This window comes from Brumicola blandensis (assembly GCF_031846165.1).
Classification (GTDB): domain Bacteria; phylum Pseudomonadota; class Gammaproteobacteria; order Enterobacterales; family Alteromonadaceae; genus Glaciecola; species Glaciecola blandensis.
Map to the genome: position 1 here is coordinate 245,061 of NZ_JAVRIE010000002.1, position 15,981 is coordinate 261,041.

Annotated in this window: 12 protein-coding genes; 11 read left to right on the forward strand and 1 reads right to left on the reverse strand. The window is 44.6% G+C overall.

Annotated features, from left to right (window positions below; translation table 11 throughout):
- Nucleotides 1-261 precede the first annotated feature (261 nt).
- From nirB to RM544_RS06395, 11 genes are all read left to right on the forward strand, one after another.
- Nucleotides 262-2,835, forward strand: a complete 2,574-nt coding sequence (gene nirB, locus RM544_RS06345; RefSeq protein ID WP_311360931.1) for a nitrite reductase large subunit NirB — start codon at nt 262-264, stop codon at nt 2,833-2,835.
- A gap of 11 nt (nt 2,836-2,846) precedes the next feature.
- On the forward strand, nt 2,847-3,230 hold the full coding sequence (gene nirD / locus RM544_RS06350) for a nitrite reductase small subunit NirD (RefSeq protein ID WP_311360932.1): 384 nt from the start codon (nt 2,847-2,849) through the stop codon (nt 3,228-3,230).
- Between the two features lie 23 nt (nt 3,231-3,253).
- Entirely contained in the window at nt 3,254-6,190 is a 2,937-nt protein-coding gene (locus RM544_RS06355) for a nitrate reductase (RefSeq protein WP_311360933.1), read from the forward strand.
- On the forward strand, nt 6,187-7,095 hold the full coding sequence (cobA, locus tag RM544_RS06360) for a uroporphyrinogen-III C-methyltransferase (protein ID WP_311360934.1): 909 nt from the start codon (nt 6,187-6,189) through the stop codon (nt 7,093-7,095). Before RM544_RS06355 ends, cobA begins: the two co-directional genes overlap by 4 nt.
- A gap of 24 nt (nt 7,096-7,119) precedes the next feature.
- Nucleotides 7,120-8,139 carry a glycosyl transferase family protein gene (locus tag RM544_RS06365; RefSeq protein ID WP_311360935.1) on the forward strand — a complete coding sequence of 340 codons (1,020 nt, stop codon included), beginning with the start codon at nt 7,120-7,122 and terminating at the stop codon, nt 8,137-8,139.
- A gap of 123 nt (nt 8,140-8,262) precedes the next feature.
- Nucleotides 8,263-8,868 (forward strand): ANTAR domain-containing response regulator, encoded by a 606-nt coding sequence (locus tag RM544_RS06370; RefSeq protein ID WP_311360936.1) that lies wholly within the window; start codon nt 8,263-8,265, stop codon nt 8,866-8,868.
- Nucleotides 8,869-8,941: 73 nt separating this feature from the next.
- Nucleotides 8,942-10,018 carry a CmpA/NrtA family ABC transporter substrate-binding protein gene (locus RM544_RS06375; RefSeq protein ID WP_311360937.1) on the forward strand — a complete coding sequence of 359 codons (1,077 nt, stop codon included), beginning with the start codon at nt 8,942-8,944 and terminating at the stop codon, nt 10,016-10,018.
- 392 nt (nt 10,019-10,410) lie between these two features.
- A complete protein-coding gene (locus RM544_RS06380; protein ID WP_311360938.1) occupies nt 10,411-11,823 on the forward strand; it encodes a CmpA/NrtA family ABC transporter substrate-binding protein in 1,413 nt (470 codons plus the stop codon).
- Between the two features lie 72 nt (nt 11,824-11,895).
- On the forward strand, nt 11,896-12,849 hold the full coding sequence (locus RM544_RS06385; RefSeq protein WP_311361345.1) for an ABC transporter permease: 954 nt from the start codon (nt 11,896-11,898) through the stop codon (nt 12,847-12,849).
- A gap of 43 nt (nt 12,850-12,892) precedes the next feature.
- Nucleotides 12,893-13,795: an ABC transporter ATP-binding protein gene (locus RM544_RS06390; protein ID WP_311360939.1), complete on the forward strand. Its 903-nt coding sequence runs from the start codon at nt 12,893-12,895 to the stop codon at nt 13,793-13,795.
- Nucleotides 13,796-13,917: 122 nt separating this feature from the next.
- Nucleotides 13,918-15,138: an alginate export family protein gene (locus RM544_RS06395; protein ID WP_432264474.1), complete on the forward strand. Its 1,221-nt coding sequence runs from the start codon at nt 13,918-13,920 to the stop codon at nt 15,136-15,138.
- An 81-nt stretch (nt 15,139-15,219) separates the two neighbouring features.
- On the opposite strand, the gene RM544_RS06400 is transcribed toward RM544_RS06395, so the two are convergent.
- On the reverse strand, nt 15,220-15,951 hold the full coding sequence (locus RM544_RS06400; protein WP_311360940.1) for a FadR/GntR family transcriptional regulator: 732 nt from the start codon (nt 15,949-15,951) through the stop codon (nt 15,220-15,222).
- Between the last annotated feature and the right edge of the window lie 30 nt (nt 15,952-15,981).

A 15,981-nucleotide genomic window follows, 5' to 3' on the forward strand; every position in this document is an offset into this window, starting at 1 on the left:
TATTTAGCTAACTATCTGTAAAGCTTGGTAAATATTTGTTGGCACTGCTTTTGTATAGCTTTCTGTAAGTAGTGAGCGCAAGAAAACCATGCGCCTAAGCATCTTTTAGCGTGAGTACTTGCTTTTAGCGTAAGTACTGAGCGCTGTAAAAAAAGAAACATACAATTTATGACCCACCAATGCAGGTGAGTCGCATTGGCAACGAAGCCCACAGTAGACTGTTAATCTCTGTGGGTTTTTTCGTTCTAGAGGAAACAGAAAATGGCAGAGCTAAACGACACTAGTATTCAGACAATCCCCAAAGATGATGTACTCGTTATCGGTAATGGTATGGTTGGACACCATTTTGTCGATCAACTTCGCGCACAACACCCTGCATGTAGCATTCGAGTGTTGTCAGGTGAACCCAGATTAGCTTACGACAGAGTGCACTTGTCTGAGTTTTTTAGTGGTAAGACAGCAGATGAGCTGGCCATGACAAGTGCTGAATATTATCAGGACCTAAAAATTTCATTCCATACCGATGCTTGGGTTCAAGAAATTAACAAAGAAGCAAAAGTAGTGACTACCCGGGATGGACAAAAATACGCTTACCAAAAACTGGTGCTAGCAACAGGGTCTTATCCTTTTGTCCCACCGATACCGGGAAATCAACAAGAGCATTGCTTGGTGTATCGTACTATTGAAGACTTAGAAGCCATTCAAGCTTCAGCGAATGTCAGCAAGGTAGGTGTCGTTGTTGGTGGTGGTTTGCTTGGCTTAGAGGCTGCTAATGCCATTAAGGAAACTGGATTAGAAACCCACGTTGTGGAATTTGCCCCACAACTGATGGCTGTGCAATTAGATGCGCCGGGTGGTCGCGTGCTTCGCGACAAAATCAATGAATTGGGCGTGAAAGTTCACACACAAAAAGCCACCACAGAAATAGTGCCCGGGGAAGATTGCCGATATCGCATGAACTTCGCAGATGGCTCGCATTTAGAAACAGACATGATTTTATTTTCTGCGGGTATTCGTCCTAGTGACGCCCTCGCCAGAGAGTTCGATTTGTCTGTGGGAGAAAGAGGCGGCATCGAAATAAACAACTTCTGCTTAACCTCCGATCCAAGTATCTACGCAGTGGGTGAATGTGCGCTTTGGCAGCAACGTATTTTCGGCTTGGTTGCGCCTGGCTATACCATGGCTCGCGCAGCGGTATCTCATATTTTAAATGGCGACTCCCCAGACACGCTCACCTTTGAGGGGGCCGACATGAGCACGAAACTAAAACTAATGGGCGTTGAAGTGGGTTCCATTGGCGATGCTCATTCAAATACCGAAGGCGCTCTCTCTTATACTTATGAAAATCAGGCTTTAGGTGTTTACAAGAAGATTGTTGTGGATGCCGAACAAACTACCTTACTTGGCGCTGTGCTAGTGGGTGACACTTCAGATTACGATACTTTATTACAATATGCCTTGAATGGGATTAGCTTACCAGAGTTTCCCGAGTCCTTAATTCTTCCTTCAACGGGTGACAGTGCGCCGGGCTTAGGGGCGGACGCTTTGCCAATGACAGCCACTGTGTGTTCTTGCCACAATGTCTCTAAAGGTGATGTCATTGCTGCTATTGACGAAGGAAACTGTGACTTAGATAGTGTCAAAAGCTGTACGAAAGCCAGTTCTGGATGTGGTGGTTGTGCAGCATTGCTTAAAAACGTGGTAGATAGCGAGTTGGAAAAGCGCGGCGTAGAAGTGAAGAAAGATATTTGTGAGCATTTTGCCCATTCTCGTCAAGAGCTCTTCCATATTGTGAAAGTAGAAGGTATTCGTACCTTTGAGCAACTGATTGAAAAACATGGCAATGGTTTGGGATGTGAAGTGTGTAAACCAGCCGCTGCATCAATTTTTGCTTCGGTTTACAACGAATTTGTTCTCGATAAGTCACATATCGGATTACAGGACACCAACGATACCTATTTGGGGAACATGCAAAAAGACGGCACTTATTCTGTTGTTCCACGTGTTCCTGGTGGCGAAATAACGCCAGAAAAACTGATATTGCTAGGCGAAGTTGCCAGAGACTATGCGCTGTATACCAAAATTACCGGTGGTCAGCGAGTTGATCTCTTCGGTGCTCGCGTCGAAGACCTTCCCGATATTTGGCAGCGCTTGGTCGATGGTGGTTTTGAAACAGGCCACGCGTACGCTAAAGCGCTTCGCACAGTTAAGTCATGTGTTGGAAGTACATGGTGTAGATACGGGGTTCAAGATTCAGTAGGACAAGCCATTGACCTAGAAAACCGTTACAAAGGTTTACGAGCTCCCCATAAAATTAAGTTTGCTGTCTCAGGCTGCACAAGAGAATGCGCTGAAGCTCAGAGCAAAGATATTGGTGTCATTGCGACTGATAATGGTTGGAACTTATATGTATGCGGAAATGGCGGCATGAAGCCGCGACACGCAGATTTGTTTGCGACCGACTTAGACAGTGAAACCTTAGTTAAATATATCGACCGTATTTTATCCTTCTACGTGAAAACAGCCGACCGTTTACAGCGAACCTCTGTCTGGATGGACAATATGGAAGGCGGTCTAGCGTATCTTCAAGACGTTATTATCAATGACTCTTTGGGTATTGCTGCGGAGCTCGAGGCACAAATGGAAACGGTGGTCGATACGTATCAATGCGAATGGAAAACGGCCATTGAAGATCCTGAATCCCGCAAACGGTTCCGTCAATTTGTGAATAGTAAAAACCAAGATGACAATATTACTTTTGTGCAGGAGCGTGGGCAAATTAGACCGGCTACTGAAGCAGAGAAGAAATCCATCAACGTAGTTGAACTGGCGTAAGGAAAAGATTTATGACAACTGTAAGCGTTATAGAAAAACCTGCCGTCGCCCTAGTCGACGTATGTGCAGTGAGTGATCTCATCATAAACTCTGGTGTGTGTGCCCTTATTGATGAGCGCCAAGTGGCTATCTTTGCGATTCAAACACCAAGCTCAGAACAAAAAGAGGCGACACTCTCCGTGTATGCGCTTAGTAATTGGGACCCGATTGGAAAAGCGAATGTGATGTATCGTGGTTTGCTCGGTTCGATGCAACAGCAACCCATGATTTGTTCACCTCTTTACAAGCAACATTATTCTTTACTGACAGGTCAGTGCTTCGAAGATGAGTCTGTGCACCTTGATGTGTACGAGTGTGTGATTGCTGACGATAAAGTTTGGATCAGTGTCGCGTAACGCGCACTAGGAATCTGCAGACAATGAATACGTCTTTTGTAGCCTGCTCAAAACAAAGTACATGCCCTTATTGCGGTGTGGGTTGTGGCGTAGACGTAGACCTCTTAGAAACTAATAAGTTTGCAAACAAAAGTCTGGAAGCTACCAACCTAAGCGGCAGTCGAGAACACCCTGCCAACTTTGGACGTTTGTGCGTAAAAGGGACACACCTATTAGAAACCACCTCACCTGAAGGACGTTTACTTGTGCCCAGCGTTAATGGACGTGAAGTTGAATGGGATGAGGCGACCGATCTGATTGCTCAAAAAATGCAGGACACTATTGCCAAGCACGGACCTAACTCGGTTGCCTTTTATGTGTCCGGTCAGCTACTAACAGAGGACTATTATGTTGCAAACAAGCTCATGAAAGGTTTCATTGGTAGCGGCAACATTGATACCAACTCACGCCTTTGCATGTCATCTGCGGTTGCAGGATATAAACGCGCGTTTGGTGCAGATGCAGTGCCTTGTAATTACGAGGACTTGGAAATTGCTGATGTACTGGTGCTTGTTGGCTCAAATGCAGCTTGGACACATCCGGTTTTATTTCAGCGAATGGAACAAGCAAAAAAGCGCAAGCCAAACATGAAAGTAATTGTGGTCGACCCACGCAAAACAGCGACCGCCTCTTTAGCGGATATTGCACTACATATAAAACCAGGCACCGACACAATACTATTTAATGGCTTACTGAATTACCTTCGTGAAACTGAGGCCTTAGACCAAGCATTTGTAAAACGGCATACCAATAATTTTGCCGATTCTATCCGTTGTGCTGAATCCTATACTGTAGATGCAGTGAGTGAGCTTTGCGATGTTGCGCGAGAAAGTGTTGAGACTTTTTATGAAGCCTTTGCGACAAGCAAGCGCAGCGTTACTTTCTATTCGATGGGCGTAAACCAATCAGTTTCTGGCGTCGACAATGCCAATGCGATTATCAATTGCCATTTGGCTTCCGGACAAATAGGGAAGCCAGGCTGCGGCCCATTTTCAATCACCGGGCAACCCAACGCTATGGGCGGCAGGGAAGTGGGTGGATTAGCTAATATGTTGGCTGCTCATATGGACATTGAGAATCCTCAGCACCATGATCTCGTTAGCCGTTTCTGGCACTCAAGCAAAGTCACATCGTCTCTTGGCCTAAAAGCAGTGGATATGTTTGACGCACTTGAAAGCGGGCAAATCAAGTTTATTTGGATAATGGCAACTAACCCGGTTGTGAGTATGCCAAATCGACAAAAAGTCGAGCGAGCTTTAGCGCAATGCGAATTTGTAGTGGTATCTGATTGTGTCGCTAAGAATGATACTTTGGCCTTCGCAAATGTGGTGTTGCCAGCGACAGGTTGGGCAGAAAAAGACGGCACTGTGACGAACTCTGAACGTAGGATATCACGTCAACGCGCTTTGTTTCCGCCGACAGGAAAAGCTCGTCATGATTGGCAAATAATCTCAGAAGTCGGGGTGAAAATGGGATTTGAAAAGGCATTCTCATATTCTTCACCCGCTGAAATATTTGATGAACATGCCGCATTGAGTGCTTTCGAGAACAAAGGTTCTCGTGATTTTGATTTGGCGGGTTTAGTGGGTATGACACCAAGCCAGTATGAACAATTATCGCCCATCCAATGGCCTGTGCGTTGGAGCAATAAACAAGATATACAGACTGCGCCAGAACGACAGTTTAGTGCAGCCCAGCCTAGCGGTACCGCTCGGCTATTTACCGACAATATTTTCTTCACACACAACCAGAAAGCGAATTTTGTTCCAATCATACCTAAACTTCCTGAGCAACTTACGTGTAGCGAATTTCCATTTGTCCTGAATACAGGAAGGAGCCGTGACCATTGGCACACGATGACAAGAACTGGGAATTCGGCTCGCTTACATCAGCACACTGGTCATGCTGAACTCAATCTTCACCCTTTTGATGCAAAGGCGTTGGGTATAAAAGAGCATGATTTATTGGCGCTGCACTCGGTGAATAATCCCGATGAGCCAGTGATTTTACCCGCAAAGTTCACCCGTAATCAGCGACAAGGTGAGTGCTTTGCGCCAATACATTGGTCAAAAGCGTGGAGCTCTCACGTTCACATTGCCAGTTTATTCAGTAATGCGCGCGATGCCATTTCGGGTCAACCAGAGCTCAAGCATGCTGCAATAAATATTACCAAAGTAACAGTTAGCGCAAGCGCACAAATTTATACTCGACAAGCACTACCGGAATTGATGCTGGAGCAAGTATGCAACTATTGGACAAAGACTAAGTTGACGCATGGTTATCAGTACCAGCTTGCTTTAGTAGATGAGCTTAGCGAAAAATCGACAGTAAAGACTGTCGAGAATGTCCATGCTTGGTTTGAAATGTTTCTAGAGAACTTTGCGGAGCAATCACAAGTGCATTCGCTTCAAACAGGAACTGAGCTCAATGCACTTAAGCTGGTGGACGGGTCTCTGTCATTGGTTGCATTCTTTCAACAATCCCAGTTAGACACAAAGCGCGATTCTAATCAGGTTTCCAAACAATTGAGTATCGCTGAGCAAGCCAACTGGGTAGATAGTCTACTCGGCCAAATGACACTGAGCGACGAGCATGCTAGAAATTTACTACGCAAAGTACCGAGCGATGAATTTACGCAAGGGCGTTTAGTATGTAGTTGTTTCAATGTGCGCGAAAAATCGATTAGCTCGGCCATTGAACAGGGGTGCGACAGCGTCGAAAAGCTGGGTGAAAAACTTAAATGTGGCACCAACTGCGGGTCATGTCGCTCGGAACTAGCTACCTTGATCGCAAATGAGCGCATCGAACCAGAAGCAAAACATAACAGTGAAATAGAAGTTGCGACGCAACGGTCTACTGCACACTCCACTAGTAACAGACAATTAACGATCCCTATAAAGCAAATCGAGGCCTTGAAATGAACATGATAAAGACAGCTCCTTTAAAGGCCCTGAACCTTCTTAAAAAAAGCACTAACGAGTCAAGCAAGTTGCGAAGTCTGTTTCCCTTTATTGGTAATAGTCACAAAACCGTAATTACGGAATCATCACCGGTAGGCAGCGTGGCTATTGTAGGCGCTGGACCCGGAGATGCAGAGTTGCTGACGATTAAAGCTTATAATGCACTACAAAACGCAGATATTGTTTTATTCGATTGGCTTGTAGACGAGGCGGTATTAAGAATGATACCGGCGCGCACAGCCAAAGAGTTTGTCGGAAAGCGTGCAGGACAACATAGCATGCCTCAAGAACAGATTTGTGATCGCCTCGTTGAACATGCTTTATTAGGTAAACGTGTGGTGAGACTAAAAGGTGGCGATCCCGCTATTTTTGCTCGTACTGTGGAAGAGACTGATATATTAAGCAAGCACAACATTCCGTTTTATATTATCCCAGGTATTACTTCTGCTTCAGGTGCATCGGCCTATACCGGTATACCTTTGACTCATCGGGAGTGTGCGCAATCTGTTCGCCTCATTACCGCCAGTTTACGTCAGCCTGAATCAGAACCGGATTGGCAGGAAATTGTTGTCAGTAGCGATAATCAGACTTTGGTGTTTTATATGGGCTTGAAGAAGCTGTCACTTATTATGCAGCGCCTTGAAACCTATGGTATGTCTGTCACGATGCCAGTAGCCGTAGTGGATAAAGCCTGTACTAAAGAGCAAGCTTTAGTCTGTTCAGATCTCAGGTCGATTTCGGAGCAAGTGAACGAAGCTAAGTTTGACGGGCCTGCTATGATAATTGTTGGAAAAGTAGTTAATTATCGACAAGTGATCACCAAGGAATTACTATCAACCTCCCTTTCTCACACAACTAATGTGTAAAAACAGCTTTCTTGCATACTAAAAATGATGACAGCAGAACAAAAGCAATTCGTTGAATTTATTCAGGCCGTGGGGCGCGGTCAACGAAGTGGTCGATGCTTGACTCAAGCTGAAGCGTCCACAGCAATGGGTTTGCTTCTCAATGACAAGGTTAGTGCGGAGCAGAAAGGTGCATTTTTGATGCTACTTCGAGTGCGTGAAGAAACTGCAGATGAAATCGCAGGCTTTACTGAGGCTTGTCGATACACATTGCCCAGTGCACTGTCCTCAATCAATGTCGATCTTGATATTGGCGCCTATGCGGGCAAACGCCGGCAATTGCCATGGTTTCTCTTAGCGGTGGCTTGTTTAGTTGAAAATGGTGTCACGGTGGGTATGCATGGTACTCAAGAGCCTGAATCAAAACGCTTGTATATTGAGGCTGTGATAAAAGCCATACTGGGTAAAGAAACAAACAAAGTGATGGCCATGACCTTAGAAGATATACCAAGTCGCTTGCAGTCGAAGGGCTTTGTGTATGCGAACTTGTCGATTTTGCATCCTCAACTGTATTCACTTATCCAACTACGTGAGCAATTTGGTTTACGTTCTTGCGCAAATACACTTGCAAGACTGCTGAATCCTTTTGCTGCGAAGTTTTCATTGCAAGGCGTACATCACCGCCATGTAGATGAGAAGCACATGGACGTTGCACAACGATTGATGGACAAAAACACGCTTTGCTTTCGTGGCGAGGGAGGGGAACCAGAACTTGATCCTAGCAAAGATACGCAACTTCTGTTCTGTCGCGATGGCGAAAGACAAAATGTTGCCTTTGTGGCAAAACAACAATGGGAAATAAAACCCAAAGCGCTAGAACCCGCAGAGCTTAAAATGGGTTGGAAAGGGGAGACCTTGCACAGTTATGGTGAAAACACCGTGCTAGCTAGCTTGAGCGCGCTACTGATGTTGCTAGATAACAGTGAATACAGTCAAGCAAGCAAACAGGCAAAGCATATGTGGGATACTAGAAATACCAAGCGTTTTCTGGGCTGTGAGGTTTAAGCGAGATCCTCGATTTACTTGCACTATCTATTCAGCTCTATCACTTATCAATAATGTAGTGACTGGCCAGTTATTTGCATCAAGCCCCATAAAGTCGTTATAAATAAGTAAGCTTTCTGCTCAATGAGTACAGCCTCAAGCAACCACAACGATACACTTAGTATATTGTTGATAGATGATAATGAATCTCGCGCTTCAGCATTAGTGGATGCGCTCGCACACTCGCGCTACCGGATCAAACACATTGCCAGCTCTGGCGCGTCCTTGCTTAAACAAGTTGATGAACTTAAACCTGATATGGTGGTGATTGACATCGAATCACCTGACCGCGATATCTTAGATAGTTTGCATACTCTGTCTAGTTTTAATCCTAAGCCTATTGTGATGTTTTCCGAGCAAGAAGACTCGGAGACAATTACCCGAACGGTGCATTCAGGTGTGAGTGCTTACGTTTGTGGTAATGCAGACCCTACAAGAGTTAGGGCAATCCTTGATGCCGCATTGGCACGCTTTGAAGACTATCAAAGTGTGAAACAAGAGCTTGCTTCCACTAAACACCAATTGATGGCTAAAGAGCAAATAGACAAGGCGAAACGTTTGTTGATGAAATCCCGAAATATGAACGAAGATGACGCTTTTCATGCGCTTCGCAAAATGGCAATGGATACGGGACAAAAAATGGAAGACGTAGCGCTTACCTTAATTAGCGTCCTCAATACAATTAAATGAGGTGGCTAATTGAGTCAATATACATTGCTTAAAAAGCGACAAATTAGGTACAGAGAGGTTATAAAAGCCAAGTATGTCAACTGAAGTCAAAGTGGGTTTTGTACCCTTAACCGACAGCGCGCCCCTGGTGGTAGCAGAAAAGCTAGGCTATTTTGAAAAGCTTGGTTTGCGTGTTTCATTGTACCCACAAAACTCATGGGCTACGCTTCGCGATAAACTTCAAATGGGTGCTTTAGACGCTGCACAATTATTAGCACCAATGCCGATAGCGAGCTCCTTAGGCTTAGGCGGTGCAAAAGTACAAATGAAAGTTCCCCTAATCCTGAGCCAAAATGGTAATGCGATCACTATCTCCAATGCCTTATTTGATGAAGTACTCGATAGCAATGGTCTCTTAGAGTTACCATTTCCATTGCCTGCAAAGTGCATAGCAAACGTGGTCGCAAAACGCGCCAGGCAAGGTTTACCCAAACTGAATTTTGCAACAGTATTTCCCTACAGCTGTCATCACTACCAACTCAATGATTGGCTCAATCAAGCTGACTTGAGTGGAAAGGTAGACGTAATCACTATTCCGCCTTCTGCAATGACTGACTGCTTATCGTCAGGTTTAATCGATGGTTTTTGTGTGGGTGGACCGTGGAATGCAAAGTCGGTCAGAGATAATGATGGCGTTACGGTGCTAACTTCATATCATATTTGGCAAGACCAAACTGAAAAAGTGCTGGCGGTCACCAAGCAATTCTTCGAGCAAGAAACACAAACAGTGATCAAACTTTCGGCTGGTTTATTAGGGGCCTGCTCATGGTTGCAATCCCAAGCGAACCGTTTTGAGGCCGCCCGTTGGTTGGCACAAAGTAGCTATTTGAACGAGCCACTAGATGTTATTGCACCCTCCTTACTAGGAAGCTGCATTACTAAATACGATTCTGCCCCTGAGCAAGTGCCGCAATACAACCGCTTCTTCGGGAGTGAGCCAAGTTCAGTGAATAAGCCAAGCTTGCAAAATCAAGAGTGGTTGATAAGAAAAATGCGAGAGGCAAAACAAATACCAGAAGACGAGATTGCAATGTCAGATATCTTTGATAAGCGTTATTTTGAAGAGACCGTCATGTTGTTTCAAGGTTCATTTACATCGCTGAAAAACTAAGCTGATGTTCATCGTTGAAGCACAGCTTTAGTGCGTCTTGCACAAACATGATTCAAAACTAGCGTGCTTGGGTTTGTTTTAAAAATGTTAAGTTGTTGATATGTATAAAATAAAATATTGGCATCAATGATGCTATACAGTAATTAAGAAGCGCGCGTATTGCTCATCAAATGTCTATCCCTTAACTGCTTTTTGGGTATGCATTCGGTCAGCGGGCCGTTATCTACTAATAATAAGAAACTAACGACATAGAGTGATCATCGCCGCTGAAGGTGTGATTTATTCAGGCAAAGTAGCCCACAATCCATGCACAGTAGTGCGCAATGGTTGTGGGTTTTTTTTTGGATTTTTGCCTGTGAATTGATTATCAAAAATTGTAAGGAATACCAGTTATGGTGAATCAAAAAGTAAGGTGTTTACATTCAAACATTCGTCACACAGTAAAAACCTTTGCATCAATAGTACTAGTCGCCAGTTCGCTGCTAACAGTAAGTGCAAGTGTAAGTGCGGCTGACAAAGTAGGTTACGCCGAAAAAGAAGAGCTGAAATTTGGCTTTATCAAGCTTACAGACATGGCGCCCTTGGCGGTGGCTTATGAAAAAGGTTACTTCGAAGACGAGGGCTTGTATGTAACCTTGGAAGCACAAGCCAACTGGAAAGTGCTTCTGGACCGTGTAATTGATGGTCAGTTAGATGGCGCACATATGCTTGCCGGACAACCATTAGGCGCCACGATTGGATACGGTACAAAAGCACACATTGTGACTGCGTTTAGTATGGATTTAAATGGTAACGGCATTACCATGTCGAACGACATTTGGTCACAAATGAAAGCTAATATCCCGCATGAGAATGGCAAACCAGTGCATCCTATCAAAGCAGACTATTTGAAGCCGGTGGTCGACAAGTTTGCAAGCGAAGGAAAGCCTTTCAAAATGGGCATGGTTTTTCCTGTTTCTACTCACAATTATGAACTTCGCTACTGGCTCGCGGCCGGTGGCATTCATCCAGGCTACTACGCACCGCATAAAGGTGATACGAGTGGTCAAATTGATGCGCAAGCCCTGTTATCAGTAACACCGCCACCGCAAATGCCTGCCACGATGGAAGCCGGAACGATCCACGGGTATTGCGTTGGAGAACCATGGAACCAACAAGCGGTATTTAAGGGTATTGGTGTGCCGGTAATTACTGACTACGAAATTTGGAAGAATAACCCTGAGAAAGTGTTTGGTGTAAGCGCTAAATGGGCTGAAGAAAATCCGAATACACATATTCGCGTGGTTAAAGCCATGATCAGAGCGGCCATGTGGCTTGATGCGAATGACAACGCAAACCGTCCTGAGGCGGTAAAAATATTGGCGAAAAGCACTTACGTTGGTGCTGATGAAGAAGTCATCGCGAATAGCATGACGGGTACTTTTGAATATGAAAAAGGTGATGTTCGCTCTGTGCCAGACTTCAATGTCTTTTTCCGTCACAACGCGACTTATCCCTATTATAGCGATGCTATTTGGTATCTGACTCAAATGCGTCGCTGGGGACAAATATCGGACGCGAAATCAGATGACTGGTATATGGAAACGGCGAAGGAGGTTTACAAGCCTGAAATATACTCCATTGCCGCTTTAGAGTTAATAAAAGAGGGCAAAGCGGATCCGAAAGACTTCCCTGACTTTACTTCGGAAACAGGCTTTAAGCCGCCTCAGACCGAGTTTATCGACAATGTGACCTTTGATGGTAGTCAGCCGAATGCTTACTTAGAATCCTTCAAAATTGGTTTGAAAGGTCAAGACAAGCTGTAAAACAAAAGCAAGGTTGATAAAGGAGCCTAGATTATGTTGAAAACAAATACTGCACCGGTTTTATTTCAAAAGATGAAAACCAATATGGTGAAAGACAAATTCTTTGCCACTTTAAATGCCTTGTTGCTACCGATTATTGGCATCTTACTATTTGTTGCGTTGTGGGCTGCCGTTGCCAAAAATATTGATACATCTTTGGGTGAATTCCCCGGTCCAATGGCGGTTTGGGAGCAAAGTAGTGTGCTGATTGATGAGCATAATGCGCAGCAAGAAAAAGCTGAGGCCTTTTATGCCAGGCAGGAAGAGCGCAACGCCAAACGTGTTGCCGATGACCCAAGTTATGCAGCAAAAGTTCGACCTTTTACAGGTGCGCCAACTTTCTTTGACCAAATTTGGACGAGTTTGTACACAGTGAGTATTGGCTTTTTAATGGCATCATTGATTGCTGTCCCACTCGGTATCCTGTGTGGTTTGAGCAAAGGAACCTATGTTGCCATCAATCCACTCATTCAGTTATTTAAACCGGTATCACCTTTGGCATGGTTGCCTCTAGTGACCATGGTAGTCAGCGCAGTTTACGTTAGCGACGATCCGATGTTTTCAAAATCATTTGTGACATCTGCATTTACGGTCGCTCTATGTTGTCTATGGCCAACCTTGATCAATACCGCGGTGGGTGTATCAAGTATCGATAAAGACCTCATTAACGTCAGTAAAGTATTGCGATTAAACGCCTTTAATCACGTACTAAAAATTGTTCTACCGTCTTCTATTCCAGCTATTTTTACGGGCTTGCGATTGAGTTTGGGAATTGGCTGGATGGTGTTAATTGCCGCAGAAATGTTGGCGCAAAACCCTGGGCTCGGTAAGTTTGTGTGGGATGAATTCCAAAATGGCAGTTCGGAGTCCTTAGCGCGAATTATGGTCGCCGTATTGACGATAGGCATTATCGGTTTTGCGCTTGATAGACTCATGCTAATGCTGCAGCGCAAGGTAAGTTGGGACAAGAGTGCAACATTACGCTAAATCGAAAGAAATAATAAAGCACACGCGAGTGCGAGGAGCAATGATGAAAAACAATCCAAAAGCCAGTTCACAGGAAGCTTTAGAAGAGAGTCGTCTTCAACGCCACCTAGAGCTTTCACAAGTTGGTATTGATTTTCCGACACCTAAAGGACCTTTTACCGCTTTACAGGATGTTAATCTGAAAATTGCCAAAGGCGAGTTTGTGAGTCTTATCGGGCATTCAGGTTGTGGTAAATCCACGGTATTGAATATCGTTGCTGGCTTACATCAAGCAAGCTCAGGTGGTGTTATCTTAGACAATCAGGAAGTGAATGCACCTGGCCCCGAGCGCGCCGTGGTTTTTCAAAACCATTCTTTGTTGCCTTGGCTTTCAGTCTACAAAAACGTGGAGCTCGCAGTGAAGCAAACTCGGCAAGGCCGCAATAAAGCTGAGATTAAAGAGTGGGTGCAACATAACTTAGATTTGGTCCACATGACTCACGCAGCGGATAAATTGCCTTCTGAAATATCAGGCGGTATGAAGCAGCGTGTGGGTATCGCCCGTGCTTTGTCTATGGAACCGAAAGTCTTGTTAATGGATGAACCCTTCGGTGCCTTGGATGCCCTCACCCGAGCTCACTTACAAGATTCCGTTATGGAAATTCACGCGAGTCTTGGTAACACCGTGATTATGATCACGCACGACGTCGACGAGGCCGTGCTTCTTTCTGACCGAATTGTGATGATGACCAACGGCCCAGCCGCGACCATTGGCGAAATTTTAGAGGTAGATCTCGAACGTCCTCGCAATAGATTGGAAATGGCCGATAACCTCAAATACAACCAATACCGTCACGCAGTATTAACCTTCTTGTATGAAAAACAAAAGAAGATTGAAACGGTTGGCGCGGCAAAATCTGATTTGAGTAAAGGGAAAATGAGTAAGAAAAAAAGTAGTGCCGCATAGCAGCGCTTCCCTTACGTTCTAACTTTTAATCACTAAATTGGCTGAATACATTTTTCAGCTATTGAACGCAATTCATTATATTTGAGCGGCTCGTTTGTGCTGCCTATAAAAAAGGAAATAACATGAAATTTCATTACTCTTCTTTATCAATGTGTGTCGCTTTAGCAATGTCTGTTGGACTGAGTGCAGAAACGCAAGCAGCAGATACCTTTTACGAGGCACTAAGCGAAGGTAAAGCCAAGGCTGATTTTCGACTCAGATACGAAGATGTGTCGCAAGACAATGCGGTTCAGGACGCCAGCGCTTTGACATTTAGAACACGCTTGGCTTATACCACTGCTGATTTGAATGGTTGGTCAGCCTCCATTGAAATGGAGGACAATCGGATTGTGCTTGGGCAAGGGGACTATACCGTCGGGCCTGCTGCTTATAATCTTGGCGAGTACAGCGTGATTGCCGATCCCGAATTTACGGAAGTTGATGTTGCATTTGTTCAGTACAAAACTGATAAAGCGACGTTCAAAATTGGCCGACAAGTCATTGCTTTGGACAATCACCGTTTTGTAGGACATGTTGGCTGGCGCCAAGATCGACAGACGTTTGATGCTGCCACTGCAATTTATCAGCCTACTGATAAGTTTACTGCGAAATACAGCTACATTACTCAACGTAACCGCATTTTCGGTGAGTTCGCTGATTTAGATGCCAAAGACCATTTGTTGAACTTAGGATACCGTACATCGTTTGGTACATTTACCGGCTATAGTTATTTGCTAGAAGTAGACAACGACACAGATAATGCCTTAGATACGTATGGTTTGAGCTTCAAAGGAGCAACGAAAGCAAAGTCTAAATCCGATGCTAGCTTTTCTTACATGCTTGAATATGCAACGCAGAGCAGTGAGTCTGCCGTAGCAAAGTTTGATGCGGACTATTTATTCGCCGAGTTTGGCGTAAGTTATAGCGGTATTAACGCGAAGTTGGGATATGAGGTTTTAGGGTCAGATGATGGCGTCTATGGCTTCTCAACACCTTTGGCAACCCTGCATAAGTTTAATGGTTGGAGTGACCAATTCTTAGGTACGCCTGCACAGGGCTTAGTTGATACTAGCATCAGCGTTTCAGGAAAAGTTGCGGGCGGTAGTTGGCTAGCTGCATATCACGATTTTAGTGCGGATGAGTCGAGTGACACAGTTGACGACCTGGGTTCAGAAATTAATCTGCAATATGTCAAACCATTCGGTGGGCACTATACTGCAGCAATTAAATACGCCACATATTCAGGTGAGAGTGGCCGAGTCGATGCGGACAAAATTTGGTTATGGTTATCAACTAAGTTTTAACTTGCCGCTGAGAGATGAATACAAAAAGGCCCAAACATGTTTGTTTGGGCCTTAGTTCTAAACGTTAAATGAGAATATCGCTTAACCAACTAAGTGATTGAGTGAATATAAATCACGTGTTTGATTCGATTGCTTTCTGACTTCTTCTAAAGCCTTAGCCTCGCTGATGGCAAACAAAGTGTTGATTAAGCGGTTAAAGTGCAGGTGCATAGCTGCTCTTGCTTCTGCTGAATCACGTTTCTGTAATGCCAAATAAATATTTCTGTGCTCTTCCATACGATCGCTATCGCTACCGTCGCAAACGCTCTTGTAAGCATTTATGATTTCAGGCTCGGAATCGCGCAGTTGCCAAAATTGTTCAACAGCAAGTAACACTGCGCTATTGCGCGTCGCTCTTGATATGATCAGATGAAATTCGCGGTCAGCTTTCTCTGGCTCGATACCTTTTTCCATCGCTGTTAATGTTTCATCAAGTCTGGCTAATTCTTCTTCGGTGATCGAGACCGCAGCTAAAGCAGCCGCTTCACCTTCGACAAGCGCGCGGGCTTGGGTAAGTTCAAATGCACTCACCTTCACATTGGAGCTGGCTGTATTTGGGTTTTCTAACACATATACACCAGAGCTCGTTTTAACTTCAACACGTTGACGAACTTCTAAAGCAATAATTGCTTCACGGATGGTCGGTCGACTAACGTTGAAAGTTTCAGCGAGTTCTCTTTCTGGTGGTAATCGACTACCAGGGGGATACTTTCCTGAGTCGATGAGTACTTCTATTTTTTCGACAATCTGCCAAAACATACGGCGATTTTTCATTTTTCTACCTTTTACCCAAACACAATTTCT

Coding starts and splice junctions, on each gene's coding strand:
- nirB (WP_311360931.1), top strand. CDS start 262: ATGGCAGAGCTAAACGACACTAGTATTCAGACAATCCCCAAAGATGAT.
- nirD (WP_311360932.1), top strand. CDS start 2,847: ATGACAACTGTAAGCGTTATAGAAAAACCTGCCGTCGCCCTAGTCGAC.
- RM544_RS06385 (WP_311361345.1), top strand. CDS start 11,896: ATGAAAACCAATATGGTGAAAGACAAATTCTTTGCCACTTTAAATGCC.
- RM544_RS06365 (WP_311360935.1), top strand. CDS start 7,120: ATGATGACAGCAGAACAAAAGCAATTCGTTGAATTTATTCAGGCCGTG.
- RM544_RS06355 (WP_311360933.1), top strand. CDS start 3,254: ATGAATACGTCTTTTGTAGCCTGCTCAAAACAAAGTACATGCCCTTAT.
- RM544_RS06370 (WP_311360936.1), top strand. CDS start 8,263: ATGAGTACAGCCTCAAGCAACCACAACGATACACTTAGTATATTGTTG.
- RM544_RS06400 (WP_311360940.1), bottom strand. CDS start 15,951: ATGAAAAATCGCCGTATGTTTTGGCAGATTGTCGAAAAAATAGAAGTA.
- RM544_RS06375 (WP_311360937.1), top strand. CDS start 8,942: ATGTCAACTGAAGTCAAAGTGGGTTTTGTACCCTTAACCGACAGCGCG.
- RM544_RS06395 (WP_432264474.1), top strand. CDS start 13,918: ATGAAATTTCATTACTCTTCTTTATCAATGTGTGTCGCTTTAGCAATG.
- RM544_RS06380 (WP_311360938.1), top strand. CDS start 10,411: ATGGTGAATCAAAAAGTAAGGTGTTTACATTCAAACATTCGTCACACA.
- RM544_RS06390 (WP_311360939.1), top strand. CDS start 12,893: ATGAAAAACAATCCAAAAGCCAGTTCACAGGAAGCTTTAGAAGAGAGT.
- cobA (WP_311360934.1), top strand. CDS start 6,187: ATGAACATGATAAAGACAGCTCCTTTAAAGGCCCTGAACCTTCTTAAA.